This is a genomic window from Burkholderia sp. Ac-20384, assembly GCF_017104605.1.
Taxonomy (GTDB): Bacteria; Pseudomonadota; Gammaproteobacteria; order Burkholderiales; family Burkholderiaceae; genus Burkholderia; species Burkholderia lata.
Window position 1 is genome coordinate 1 of record NZ_JAAGPE010000264.1, and the last position, 12,887, is coordinate 12,887.

General features: G+C 67.5%; 14 protein-coding genes and 1 pseudogene. 11 read left to right on the plus strand and 4 right to left on the minus strand.

Annotation, left to right across the window (positions count from 1 at the left end; genetic code table 11):
* Both G3O00_RS32765 and G3O00_RS32770 read left to right on the plus strand, forming a co-directional pair.
* Positions 1-695: amidase family protein (locus tag G3O00_RS32765; RefSeq protein WP_241025441.1), on the plus strand; the 695-nt coding region annotated here is incomplete at its 5' end.
* 25 nt (positions 696-720) lie between these two features.
* On the plus strand, positions 721-2,211 hold the full coding sequence (locus G3O00_RS32770) for an aldehyde dehydrogenase (RefSeq protein ID WP_206145476.1): 1,491 nt from the start codon (positions 721-723) through the stop codon (positions 2,209-2,211).
* 63 nt (positions 2,212-2,274) lie between these two features.
* Here G3O00_RS32770 and G3O00_RS32775 read toward each other — a convergent pair whose 3' ends face one another.
* A complete protein-coding gene (locus tag G3O00_RS32775; protein ID WP_206145477.1) occupies positions 2,275-4,128 on the minus strand; it encodes an ABC transporter ATP-binding protein in 1,854 nt (617 codons plus the stop codon).
* Between the two features lie 98 nt (positions 4,129-4,226).
* Positions 4,227-5,246, minus strand: coding sequence for an alpha/beta hydrolase (locus tag G3O00_RS32780; protein ID WP_206145478.1), 1,020 nt, complete (start codon positions 5,244-5,246; stop codon positions 4,227-4,229).
* Between the two features lie 152 nt (positions 5,247-5,398).
* Here G3O00_RS32780 and G3O00_RS32785 point away from each other — a divergent pair, with 152 nt between their 5' ends.
* The 4 genes from G3O00_RS32785 to G3O00_RS32800 all read left to right on the plus strand — a co-directional run bounded on the left by G3O00_RS32785 (position 5,399) and on the right by G3O00_RS32800 (position 8,485).
* Positions 5,399-5,995, plus strand: coding sequence for a TetR/AcrR family transcriptional regulator (locus G3O00_RS32785; protein ID WP_206145479.1), 597 nt, complete (start codon positions 5,399-5,401; stop codon positions 5,993-5,995).
* 168 nt (positions 5,996-6,163) lie between these two features.
* Entirely contained in the window at positions 6,164-6,730 is a 567-nt protein-coding gene (locus tag G3O00_RS32790) for a TetR/AcrR family transcriptional regulator (protein ID WP_011350357.1), read from the plus strand.
* A gap of 223 nt (positions 6,731-6,953) precedes the next feature.
* Positions 6,954-7,379, plus strand: a complete 426-nt coding sequence (locus tag G3O00_RS32795; RefSeq protein WP_206145480.1) for an organic hydroperoxide resistance protein — start codon at positions 6,954-6,956, stop codon at positions 7,377-7,379.
* 65 nt (positions 7,380-7,444) lie between these two features.
* Positions 7,445-8,485 (plus strand): alpha/beta hydrolase, encoded by a 1,041-nt coding sequence (locus G3O00_RS32800; protein ID WP_206145481.1) that lies wholly within the window; start codon positions 7,445-7,447, stop codon positions 8,483-8,485.
* Between the two features lie 126 nt (positions 8,486-8,611).
* Here the strand turns inward: G3O00_RS32800 and G3O00_RS32805 are convergent, their stop codons facing one another.
* Both G3O00_RS32805 and G3O00_RS32810 read right to left on the minus strand, forming a co-directional pair.
* Entirely contained in the window at positions 8,612-10,327 is a 1,716-nt protein-coding gene (locus tag G3O00_RS32805) for an ATP-binding protein (protein WP_206145482.1), read from the minus strand.
* Between the two features lie 90 nt (positions 10,328-10,417).
* Entirely contained in the window at positions 10,418-11,146 is a 729-nt protein-coding gene (locus G3O00_RS32810) for a response regulator transcription factor (protein WP_241025442.1), read from the minus strand.
* Between the two features lie 69 nt (positions 11,147-11,215).
* On the opposite strand from G3O00_RS32810, the gene G3O00_RS32815 reads away from it, so the two are divergent.
* The 5 genes and pseudogenes from G3O00_RS32815 to G3O00_RS32835 form a co-directional block, all read left to right on the plus strand.
* Positions 11,216-11,461 carry a hypothetical protein gene (locus G3O00_RS32815; protein ID WP_011350352.1) on the plus strand — a complete coding sequence of 82 codons (246 nt, stop codon included), beginning with the start codon at positions 11,216-11,218 and terminating at the stop codon, positions 11,459-11,461.
* A gap of 3 nt (positions 11,462-11,464) precedes the next feature.
* Entirely contained in the window at positions 11,465-11,788 is a 324-nt protein-coding gene (locus tag G3O00_RS32820) for a flagellar transcriptional regulator FlhD (RefSeq protein ID WP_041492522.1), read from the plus strand.
* Entirely contained in the window at positions 11,785-12,438 is a 654-nt protein-coding gene (locus G3O00_RS32825) for a FlhC family transcriptional regulator (protein WP_346779013.1), read from the plus strand. The genes G3O00_RS32820 and G3O00_RS32825 overlap by 4 nt, the downstream gene beginning before the upstream one ends.
* Positions 12,428-12,565, plus strand: a complete 138-nt coding sequence (locus G3O00_RS32830; protein WP_206145483.1) for a hypothetical protein — start codon at positions 12,428-12,430, stop codon at positions 12,563-12,565. The genes G3O00_RS32825 and G3O00_RS32830 overlap by 11 nt, the downstream gene beginning before the upstream one ends.
* Positions 12,562-12,887: pseudogene (locus G3O00_RS32835) on the plus strand (sensor histidine kinase); the annotation flags it as partial. The gene G3O00_RS32830 and the pseudogene G3O00_RS32835, both read left to right, overlap by 4 nt.

Genomic DNA, 12,887 nt, shown 5'->3' on the forward strand with positions numbered 1-12,887 from the left:
TCGACGCGCGCGACGCATGGTGGATGCCGGTCGCGCCGAATGCGCACGAAGCCGCGTTCCCCGCGCGCGTGGCCGTGTGTACGGCGCTGCCCGGCGTGCCGTCCGATCCGGTGGTGGTCGATGCGATCCGGCAGGCCGCGCGCTGGCTTGAAGAAGCCGGCTGCATCGTCGAGGAAGTGGCGCCGCCGCGGATCGCCGAGGCGTGCGATCTGTGGCTTGACCTGGTGACCAACGAAGCACGCAGCGGCCTCGGCGACGTGATCATGCAGCACGGCGATGCGGCGATCCGCACCGCGTTCGCGAGCCAGCGCCGTCTCGCGACGCCGCTCGACCTCGAGGGCTACATGAACGGCCTCGCGCGGCGCACCGCGCTGCTGCGCGACTGGCAGCAGTTCTTCGTGCGCTATCCGCTGCTGCTGATGCCGGTGTCGTGCGCGCAGCCGTTCGCGATCGACGCGGATCAGCACGGCGACGACGCGATGCGCGCGATCGTCGAGCGCCAGGGGCCGCTGCTCGCAACTGCGCTGCTCGGGTTGCCGGGGCTGTCGGTGCCGACCGGCATCCGCGCTGGCGTGCCGACCGGCGTGCAGCTCGTCGCCGGACGCTTCCAGGAAGCGCTGTGTCTCGCCGCGGGCGAAGCGATCGAGGCACGCGCGGGCATCTTCACGCCGATCGATCCGGTCACCGGGTCGTGATCCGCGACTTTTCACGAGGAAACGCATGAATCAACCGACATTCGAAGACTGGCAGGCCCGCGCGGCCGTGCTGCGGGTTGAAGGGCGCGCGTTCATCGACGGCGACGCGCGCCACGCGCACACCGGCGCGACCTTCGCCTGCGTGAGCCCGATCGACGGCGGCGTGCTCGCGCACGTGGCCGATTGCGGTGCCGACGACGTCGACCTCGCGGTGGCGGCCGCACGCCGCGCGTTCGACGTCCGGAGCTGGGCCGGCATGAACCCGCGTGCGCGCAAGGCCGTGCTGCAGCGCTGGGCCGCGCTGATGCGCGAGCATCTCGACGAACTCGCGCTGCTCGAGACGCTCGACACCGGCAAGCCGATCGCCGATACCACGGCGATCGACGTGCCGGCCGCCGCGCATTGCGTCGACTGGTATGCGGAGGCGATCGACAAGGTCGGCGGCGAAGTCGCGCCGGTCGACCATCATCTGGTCGGGCTCGTCACGCGCGAGCCGATCGGCGTCGTCGCGGCCGTCGTGCCGTGGAATTTCCCGCTGTTGATGGCCGCGTGGAAATTCGCGCCGGCGCTCGCGGCCGGCAACAGCGTCGTGCTCAAGCCATCGGAGAAATCGCCGCTCACCGCGATCCGCGTGGCGCAACTCGCGTGCGACGCGGGCGTGCCGCCCGGCGTGTTCAGCGTCGTGCCGGGCGGTGCGGAGCCGGGCAGGGCGCTCGCGCTGCATCGCGACGTGGACTGCATTGCGTTTACGGGGTCGACGCGCACGGGGCAGCAGATCATGGCGTGCGCCGCGCAGTCGAACCTGAAGCGCGTGTGGCTCGAACTCGGCGGCAAGTCGCCGAACATCGTGCTGCGCGATTGTCCCGATCTCGACCGCGCCGCGCAGGCGGCCGCCGATGCGATCTTCTTCAATATGGGCGAAGTGTGCACGGCCGGCTCGCGCCTGCTCGTGCATCGCGACATCAAGGACGCGTTCGTCGCGAAGCTGGTCGATGCGTCGCGGCGTTTCGCGCCCGGGCATCCGCTCGATCCGTCGGTGACGATGGGAGCGATCGTCGATCGCACGCAGCTCGATCGCGTGATGGGATATATCGGGGCCGGGCGCGACGAAGGCAAGCTCGTCACGGGCGGCGCGCGCGTGCGCGAGGAGACGGGCGGGTTCTATGTCGAGCCGACGGTGTTCGAGGTGAAGCCCGACGCGAAGATCGCGCGCGAGGAGATTTTCGGGCCGGTGCTGTCGGTGATCGTGTTCGACGAAGTCGACGAGGCCGTGCGGATCGCCAACGACACCGAGTATGGGCTGGCCGCGGCGGTCTGGTCCGCCGATCTTTCGACGGCGCACTCGGTGGCGCGCCGGCTGCGCGCGGGCACCGTGTGGGTCAACTGCTATGGCGATGGCAGCGACGACATGAACTTCCCGTTCGGCGGTTACAAGCTGTCGGGTAACGGCCGCGACAAGTCGCTGCATGCGCTCGACAAGTACACCGAGCTGAAGTCGACGGTCGTGCGGTTGTAATGTCGTGCGCGACGCGCGGCCAGGCCAATGAGGCCGCGCGTCGCACGCATCCGGATGGGCGGCTTACTGCTCCGCCTTCTCCACATCCGGCGTCTCACCCAGGAACCCGCCGCTCTGGTGCGTCCACAGCGCCGCATAAATACCACCGGCCTGCAGCAGCTGCTGGTGCGTGCCTTCTTCGACGATGCGCCCTTCGTCGAGCACGATCAGCCGGTCCATCGCCGCGATGGTCGACAGCCGGTGTGCAATCGCGATCACCGTCTTGCCGTGCATCAGGCCGTCGAGGCTGCGCTGGATCGCGACTTCGACTTCGGAATCAAGCGCACTGGTGGCCTCGTCGAGCACGAGGATCGGTGCGTCCTTGAGCATCACGCGCGCGATCGCGACGCGCTGCCGCTGGCCGCCCGACAGCTTCACGCCGCGCTCGCCAACCTCGACGTCGTAACCGCTGCGGCCGTGACGATCGCGCAGCCGGTCGATGAACTCGGCCGCTTCCGCGCGCACGGCCGCGTCGTGCATCTCGCGCTCGGTCGCGTCCGGGCGCCCGTACAGCAGGTTCTCGCGCATCGTCCGGTGCAGCAGCGACGTATCCTGCGTGACCATCCCGATCGCGCTGCGCAGGCTGTCCTGCGTCACGTGCGCGATGTCCTGCCCGTCGATCCGGATCGTGCCGCCGCCCACGTCGTAGAAGCGCAGCAGCAGGTTCACGAGCGTCGACTTGCCGGCGCCGGAACGGCCGATCAGGCCGATCCGCTCGCCGGGCCGGATCGTCAGGTTCAGCCCGTCGAACACCGCGCGGTCGTTGTCCTCGTGCGCGAACTGCACGTTGTCGAACACGATTCCGCCGCGCTGCACCGCAAGCGGCTTCGCATCGGGCGCGTCGACCACGCTGTGTACCTTCGTCAGCGTGTTGATGCCGTCCTGGATCGTGCCGACGTTCTCGAACAGCTCGGTCATCTCCCACATGATCCAGTGCGAATAGCTCGACAGGCGCAGCGCCATCGCGATCACCGCCGCGACGACGCCCGCGCTCACTTCGCCGTGCATCCACAGAACCAGCGCGAGGCCGGTCGAGCCGACCAGCAGCAGCGTCGACAGCAGGTGGTTGACGACCTCGAACGCGCTGACGAGCCGCATCTGCGCGTCGCCGGTCGCCTTGAACGCCTCCATCGCGCGGCGCGCGTGGTCGGCTTCGCGCCGCGTGTGCGAGAACAGCTTCACGGTCGTGATGTTCGAATACGCGTCGGTGATGCGGCCCGTCATCAGCGCGCGCGCATCGGCCTGGCGGCTGCCGACGGCACCGAGGCGCGGCACGAAATACGCGCACGCGAGGCCGTAGCCGAGCGCCCACAGCGCGAGCGGGATCATCAGCCGCCAGTCGAAGCTGGCCGCGAGCGCGAGGATGCCGATCAGGTACGCGGCGACGCCGATCACGACGTCGACCGACATGAACAGCGCATCGCGTACCGCGAGCGCGGTCTGCATGATCTTGGTCGTCACGCGGCCGGCGAATTCGTTCGCGTAGAACGACAGGCTCTGGTCGAGCATCAGCCGGTGAAACAGCCAGCGCAGCCGCATCGGGAAGTTGATCGCGAGCACCTGGTGCTTGACCATCGTATGCAGCGCAATCAGCAGCGTACTGCCGGCGAGGATCGCCGCGAACCCGACGAGCGTGCCGAAGTGCCGGCCGCCGAACTCGGCCGGCGTCGCGGATGCGAGCCAGTCGACCACGCGGCCCATCATCGCGAACAGCGCGGCTTCGTACGCGGCCAGCGCGGCCGACGTCAGCGCGATCAGCAGGATCCAGCTGCGCGCGCCTTTCGTACACGCCCAGACGAACGAGAAGAATCCGCGCGGCGGTGTGACGGGATCTTCGAGCGGGAAAGTCGGCAGGCGCCGTTCAAACCACGAAAACATTGAAACCTCTCCTTGATGCGGCCACGCCGACCGGCGCGGCCCGTATTGCCTGTTTCATGCGCGACGCCTGCGAAGGCGTCGGCGCGTTGCACACGTGTTCACTGCGCCCGGATCCACGCTTCGATCGGGCCGAGCGTGCCCGGTGCATACGCGTCGCGCCCGAGCGCCATGTACAGCCACTGCTTCCACGTCGGCCAGTCGGACTCGAGCTGGTAGTCGAACCAGCCGGCGCGCAGCAGTGCATGCGTTGCATCGGGCACGACCACCACGCGCCGGTGGGGCTGGTTCGCGAACGCATGCGTGTAAGTGTTCGCCTCGTCGACCGGATCGACATTGCGGTCCTGCGCGCCCCACACGGCCAGCACGGGCCCCTGCATGGTCGCGAGCGCCTGTGATGAATCTTCCCGGTAGTTGCGCGCGATGAAGCCGAAGCGGCGCGGCTCGATGTCGGGGCGGCGACGCGGATCGGCCGGCACGTCCGCCTGGCCGAAGATCGCGTCGTTGACGCGCCGCTCGGCGGCCAGTGTCGCATCGATTCGATCCGGCTGCAGGCCGGTTGCCTGGAGCTGCTGTCGCGTGAGGTAGGTGCCTTGCCGGCGCCAGCTGACGGCGCCGCCGACGATCACCGAGAACGCGGGCCGCACCGCATTCGCGACGCGCGGAATCACCCAGCCGCCTTGCGAGAAGCCGAGCAGGCCGATTTTGGGCGCGGGCCCGACGGCGGCGCGCACGCGCGCCATCGCGGCGATCGCTTCGTTCGCGCGGTCCTGCATCGATTGCGCGAGCCAGTCGCCGCCGCTGCGGCCGGTGCCCTGCTTGTCCCACGCGAATACGCCGATGCCGGCGTCGAGCAGGCTGTTGACGAGCGGCAGCATCGCGTCGTCCGAGAAGCGAGTGCGCGGCCCGTCGCCGTGGACGAGCAGCACGATCGGCGCATCGGGCGCGTGGGCCGGCAGCGCGAGCGTGCCGACGAGGTCGGCGTCGCCGGCGCGGAATACGAGCGTCGACACCTCGGCGCCCTTCAGCTCGAAATCGGACAGGCCGCGCAACACGACTGCGCCCACCGCGGCCAGCAGGAGCAGGACGAGCGCAATGCCGGCAATGACGATACGTTTCAAGAGGCCCTCGGAGCGGTGGCGTGAGCGGAGGTCGCAGGCGGCACGTACGCATACGGGAACGATGCCTTGACGCCTGCGGGACGTCGCCACGATAATAGATCGACTAATCAGTCTAATAAAGATTTGAGCAAACGTCGAGCACGGAGTTCCTGTTGAGAAAGATCGACCCTGAAAAAGTGGAAGCGAAGCGGCGCCAGATCCTGGATGCCGCGATCGACTGTTTTGCGCGCGACGGCTTCCATGCGACGTCCACCGCCGCGATCTGCAAGGCGGCCGGCATGAGCCCCGGCAACCTGTTTCACTACTTCCCGACGAAGGCGGCGATCATCGAGGCGATCGCGCAGGATGACCAGCGCGAAATGGCCGAACTGTTCGCGCGGCATGCGGATGCCGACGACGCGCTGGCCGCGATCGAGGAGATCGCGCTGGCATTGATGGAATTGTCGAGCGATCCCGTCTACGCGCGCATCAGCGTCGAGACCGCGGCGGAGGCGACACGCAATCCGGACGTCGCCGCGCTGTTCGCGGCGAACGAGGCGCAGGTGAAAGGGCGAATGGTTGCGTTGATCAAGCGCGGCGTCGCGCAAGGGAAGATCGACGGAAACCTGAAACCCGATCTCGTCGCGACGTGGGTGCTCGCGCTGGCGGAAGGGGCGGTCTGCCGCGTCGTGTTCGAGCCGGGATTCAAGCCGCGCGCGCACCGGGCGATGCTGCGGACGATCATTCAGCGGATGCTGAAGTCGCAGTAGGCATGGCGGTGCCGGTTTGGCGCACGCCACGCCACGCCGGGTTCGGGCGTTATCCGAACCGGGCGCGCGCATTGGGCGTCGAGCGCGGACGGGGCGCCGGGCAGGGCACAGATCGCGCCCTTAAAAAATCCCTTGACTGTCTATCTATGAGTAGATAAAGTTCGCTCCATGGAAACGAAACCGACCGTCCGCGAACAGATTCTCGACCACGCGATCACGCTGATGATGCTGCGCGGTTACAACGGCTTCAGCTATCGAGACCTGTCCGACCTGGTGGGCGTGAAGACGTCGAGCATCCACTACTACTTCCCGTCGAAGGACGACCTCGTACTGGAAGCGGTGTCGGTCTACAGCGACGACGTCCTCTCGGCCATGCGGGCGATCGATCCGGCGCTGCCGGCCGACGTGAAGCTGAGCCTGTACACGAAGATGTTCGGCCGCACGCTCGGCGACGGCAACATGATCTGCCTGTGCGGGATGCTGGCGGCCGATATCGAATCGTTACCGGAGAACGTGCGGCAGGCCGTGCAGGCGTTCTTCAAGGCCAACGAGAGCTGGCTCGCGGAATTGCTGGCGCAGGGCGCGAAGGAAGGCACGCTGCAGTTCAGCGGCAAGCCCGACACGGCCGCGCGCACGTTGTATGCGGCGTTCCAGGGCAGCGTGCTGGCCAGCCGGCTGTTTCACACGCGGGCGCGTCTCGAGGATGTCGAGGCGGTCTGGAAAACGCGGTCCTGACGGACGGCGCATGCAGTCAGGCGGTTCGCCGCCTTTTGTTGGGTTTTGATATCTATCTGGTAGTAGATAGATTTTTTGGGCGGATGGATCAACCATCTGCATTTTTTGGGGATGTTTATCTATCTATAAGTAGATAAACAAATGCGACACCGGCTGCCTGGCAGCCGGCAAGCGGTCCCGGGTTGGAAGGCTGTTTCACTCACTGATGGAAAAGGAGTCTGTCATGTCGATCGAAAAAGTGCTGTACCGCGCCCATGCAAAAGCCACCGGCGGCCGTGACGGCCGTGCGACGGTGCCCGAAAGCGGCCTCGACCTGAAGCTGACCACGCCGCGCGAGCTCGGCGGCGCGGGCGGCGCAGGCGTGAACCCCGAGCAACTGTTCGCCGCCGGCTACAGCGCGTGCTTCATTGGCGCGATGAAGTTCGTCGCGGCGCGCGACAAGATCGCGATGCCCGCGGACGCCGCGATCGAAGGCAGCGTCGGCATCGGCGCGATCCCGAACGGCTTCGGCATCGAAGTCGAACTGAAGATCTCGCTGCCGGGCCTCGACCGCGATGTCGCGCAGACGCTGATCGATCGCGCACACCTCGTGTGCCCGTACTCGAACGCGACGCGCGGCAACATCGACGTCACGCTCACGCTCGCCTGATCGTACGCATTCCGAATCACCCAACGTCATACCGTCATTCACCGATTGAGCCAAGGAGTTACACCATGAAGATCGTCAAGCCGCTGCTGATCGCTGCCGCTGTCGCCGCCGCACTGTCCGTCACGACCACCGCGTTCGCCGCGGGCGCCGGCGCCGAAGCCGTCCGGCCGGATGCGACGACGAGCGCCTTCCTCGCCGCGCTGAACGGCCAGAAAGGTCCGGGCCTCGAAACGCTGAGCCCCGCGAAGGCGCGCCAGGTGCTGGTCGATGCGCAGAACGGCACGAAGGTCGACCTGTCGGGCATCGACGTGTCGAACCGCACGATCGAACAGGACGGCTTGTCCGTGCCGGTCACGATCGTCCGCCCGCAGGGCGCGACGGGCACGCTGCCGGTGTTCGTGTTCATTCACGGCGGCGGCTGGGTGCTCGGCGATTTCCCGACGCATGAACGTCTCGTGCGTGATCTCGTCGTGCAATCGGGCGCCGTCGCGGTGTTCGTGAACTACACGCCGTCGCCGGAAGCGCATTACCCGGTCGCGATCAACCAGGCGTACGCGGCGACGAAGTGGGTGGCCGCGCACGGCGCGGAGATCGGCGTCGACGGCAGTCGTCTCGCGGTGGTCGGCAACAGCGTCGGCGGGAACATGGCGGCCGTGGTGGCGCTGATGGCGAAGGACAAGGGCGGCCCCGCGATCCGCTTCCAGGGGCTGATGTGGCCGGTGACGGACCATAACTTCAACACGGGGTCGTACAACGCGTATCAGCAAGGGCACTTCCTGACGCGGCCGATGATGAAGTGGTTCTGGGACGCCTATACGAAGAACGAAGCGCAACGCAACGAGATCTACGCGTCGCCGCTGCGCGCAAGCACCGCGCAGCTGAAGGGCCTGCCGCCCGCGCTGATCCAGGTCGCGCAGTTCGACGTGCTGCGTGACGAAGGCGAAGCGTACGGCCGCAAGCTGGACGCAGCCGGCGTCGACGCGACGACCACGCGCTACGACGGCACCATTCACGATTTCGGCCTGCTGAACGCACTGGCCACGGATGCGCCGACGAAGGCCGCGACGAAGGCGATGGCGAATGAAATCGCGACGCGGTTGAAGTAAGCGGTGGTTCTCACACGCGCCGCGCTCGACGCGGTGCGCGTGAGAAGACTCGGCGGCGGGCACATGCCCGCCGTTTTCGCATGCGGCCGGCGGGCGGGATGCGAAAGCGCCGCCGCGCGCCGGCGACTATCCCGCGTCGGTCCGGCGCGGCTGTCCGGGGGCCTGCGCATGCAGCAGGCGTGCGATCGCCGCGCGCAGCTTGTCGCTCGGCACCGGCTTGTGCAGCAGCACGAACCCGCCGTGCTTCAGCCGGCCGGGCCGTCGCGCGGTCGTGTCGCCCGTGATCAGCATCGCGGGAATCGCCGTGTTGTACTCGTCGCGAATCCGCGCGATCGCACCGATCCCGTTCTGGTCGCCGTGCAGGTGCAGGTCGCAGATCAGCAGGGTCGGCCGGACGTCGCACGATGCCAGGCACGCGATCGCGTCGTCGACCGACGCGGCCGTGACGACCTGGTAGCCCCAGCGTTCGAGCAGCATCGACATGCCGACGCGAATCGCGCTTTCGTCGTCGATCACGACCACGAGGTGCGCGGCGGCAGTGGCCTCGTCGACGGCGATCTCGTCGGCGGCGACGCTCGGCTGCACGGCCGTGTCCAGCCGCACCAGCTGCAGCTCGAAGCACGAGCCCCGCCCGGGTTCGGAGCGCAGCGTCAGCGGACAGTCGAGCAGCCCCGCGAGGCGCCGCACGATCGCCAGCCCGAGGCCCACGCCCTGTTCGGATTCGCTGCCGCGATGGCGCAACTGGTAGTAGTCGTCGAATACGCGGGCCTGCTGGTCGGCCGGAATGCCGCGCCCGGTGTCGATGAATTGCAGGCGCACGTGCTGGTGCGTGCGCCTGCAGCCGACGACGATGCGCCCGGCGTCGGTATAGCGCACCGCATTCGACAGCAGGTTGCGGGCGATGCGCTCGATCAGCACCGGATCGGAATCGACGACTGCGGTGCTGCGCACGTACGACAGCGACAAGCCTTTGCCGTGCGCATCGGCGGCGACTTCGCGGCACACGCGCTCCAGCACCGCGCCGATCGCGAACGGCCGGCGATGCACGGGCACGACGCCCGCGTCGAGCCGCGAGATGTCGAGGATCGCGGTGAACAGCGCGTCCATCGCGTTGACGGACTGGTCGATGCGATCGACGAGCAGCGTGCCGTCGGCCGGCATCGGGACGTGACGTAACGCGCCGACGAACAGGCTCAACGCGTGGACCGGCTGGCGCAGGTCGTGGCTCGCGGCCGCGAGAAAGCTCGACTTGACGTGCACGGCCTCGGTGGCGAGATCCTTTTGGCGCCGGAAGTTCTCGGCCAGCTGCGCGGCGCGCTGGCGTTCGCGTTCGGCGATCCGTTGCGCGCGGATCAGTTGCAGCTGCATCTCGATCTGGTCGCGGAATTCCTCGACGAGCCGGATGTAGCGCTCCGAATACGCATTCTCCTTGCAGTCGAGCAGGCAGATCGTGCCGAACGGCGTGTTGTCGGGCCAGCGGATCGGCAGGCCGAGATACGAGACCATGTTGACGCGCAGGTCCGGATTGTTGCGCCACTGCGCCGATTGCCGCGCATCCGGCACGACCAGCGTAGTGCCGCTCGCGATGACCGCTTCGCAGTAAAGTCCCGAGCCGTGCAGTTCGGCCGATTCGCCCGGATAGAACGGGTTGCCGGTGTTGCGGCTCGCCACCAGCACCTGGATGTCGCGGCCGACGTTGCGCATGATCAGCCCGGCCGGCACGCCGACGATTTCCGCCATCAGGTCGACGAGGCGCTGCCAGCGCGCGATCACGTCGGCGGCGAGGTCGAACGGGACTTCATGGTCGGCCGGCGCTTCCGGCGTCTCGTCGACACGCGTCATGCGCACGCTCCTCGAACGGGCGGGGAAGATGAGGGAAATTTAGGCGTTCCGCGCCGGCAAGGCAATGTCGCGACGCGAGCAGGCGCCGGATCAGATGAGACCGGCCTTCCTGCCGGCCGCCGCGGCCTGGGTGCGGTTGATGACGTTCAGCGCCTTGAAGATCGCGGTGATGTGCGCCTTGATGGTCTTTTCGGACAGCCCCAGCTTGTCGGCGATGACCTTGTTCGGCACGCCTTCCGCGAGATAGCGCAGCACTTCGATCTGGCGTTGCGTCAGCATCGAACCGCGTGCCGCAGCGGCGCCGTCCGGATGCTGCAGCGCGGGGTCGTCGAGCACGAGCGGCGGGACGTAGCGTTCGCCGTTGAGTGCGATCCGGATGGCGGACAGCAGCGTGCGCGGGCTGGCGGATTTCGGCACGTAACCCATCGCGCCCTGCGCGAACGCACTGCGCACGGCGCCGGGATCCTCGGACGACGACAGCACGATGACCGGGAGCCCGGGGCGCATCGTCGCGAACACGGCGAGCGCGTCGAGGCCGTCCATGCCCTGCAGTTTCAGGTCGAGCACGATCGCGTCGAGGTCGGCGTGCGCGTCGAGCAGCCGCACCGCGTCATCGGCGCTGCTTGCCTGGACGACGACCATGTCGCCATCACCCTGGCGCAACAGCATCTCCACGCCGTCGCGCAGGATGGCGTGATCGTCGACGATCAGGATTTTCATGAGGACGATTAAATAAGGAAAGCCGGGGCCGGCCCGGCAAGAATGTACCGGATTGTACAAGACGAAAGTCTTAATACTAAAGTCGTGTTTATCCGGCAATTGTCTTGCGTCTAACGTCGCGTTTACATTCGGCGAAATATCGCCGAGACTCAATCACGACAGTTTGCAATGCAGGCTGGCCCGGGCGCGCGGTGCGACGCATCGCGCAGCATCGCTGCAATGCGCACGGCGACACGTGCGGCCGTGCCCGTGTTGCGTGGCAGCGCGATGCACGCGTGCAATGCGCGTCATATCGCCATGATCGATTTCGCACGTTCGCATCAGACAAAAGAAATAACGGTTCGTAATATCCGGATTATCGGCACGCAATTTGACGGCGAATCATTGATCCTGATCGCGCAGGAATCGAGGTGAACGATGAAGGTTGCCAACGACAGTGATGCAATGTGGGAATTGAACATGTCTTATCTGTGGCTTGCGCAGCGACTGCTGCAGTCGGATCGCGCATCGGGCATGTTCCGTCTGGGCGTGACCGCTGACGTTGCCGCTGCGCTGGCCGCGTTGTCGATGAAGCAGATGAACGATCTTGCGTCGGCGGGGCAACTGATCTGCGCACTGCGGCCGAGCCGGTACGGCGTGCTGTCGGCGTTGACCCGCGCGACGCCGCCGGTCGATCTCGTGCGCGTGCATACCGCGATGGCGCTGGCGGGCCTCGCGCTTCCCGACGAGGAAACATCGTGAGCGGCCGGGCCGGGCGGCATGGCCTCGCGGACGACGTGCAACTGACGATGCACGCGGCGGCGCTGATCCGGCTCGGCGCGCGGCTGCAGATGCTGGAGATCGAGTGCGCGCTGCCACGCGAGCATCTCGTGCGCCTGTATCGCGAAGTGCGCGGCGTGGCAGCGCCGAAGGGGTTGCTGCCGTCGTCCATCGACTGGTACATGACGTGGCTCGCGAACATTCATGCATCGCTGTTCCACAACATCTACCGATTCCTGCGCAACCAGGCGGGCTGTCCGCGACTCGAGGCGCTCGTCAAGGCCTATACGCTGTACGCCGAACAGGGCGATGCCGCGCGTCGCGCGCTGCCGCTGGACCTGACACGCGCGTGGATGCTGGTGCGCTTCGTCGACGCCGGCATGCTTGACATCGCCCGGTGCCGGGATTGCGGCGCGGCGTTCATCACCTATCGCTACGCATTGCGCCGCCATCCCGTCTGCGTCGCCTGCCGGTTGCCGGCGCGTGCCGGCAAGCGCGCCGTCGCGGCGCCGCAGCGCGCGACCGCCGACACACGTCACGCTCGACGGCAGGATGCACGCACCGTCGTCGTCGCCTGTCGGGATGGCTCGACCACCACGGGCGGCGCATCGGGAGAACGGCATGCAGTCTAGCGGGGCAGGTGCGGCCGACGCGGGTGCCGCGCGGCCCGCAACGACCGGCGTCGGTTCGGGCTGTGCGCCGGACGGCGGCGAACGCGAACGCTTCGCGCGCGCATTGCGCACCGGGCCGGCAACGTGAACCTCCGGGGCCTCTCGATCCGGCAGCGGATGCGGGCCGGCTTCGCGCTCGTCGTGATGCTGACGGCGGTGGCGTGCGGGACGAATCTGCGGGAAAGCTATCGGCAATACCGGCAAGGCTATCTCGACCTGCGCGATTTCGCGCTGGTCGAAAGCGCGATGATCGCGTCGAACCGGATTTCGGCCGAGCGCTGGCCGGCCAACCAGTGGCTGGCGCTGCGGCGGCGCGACGCCACGACGCAGGTGCAGGCGGTGCGCGACGCGAGGGCGCGTTCGGATCAGGCGCTCGATGCGCTGCGAGACGATCTCGCGCAGGCGGCCGC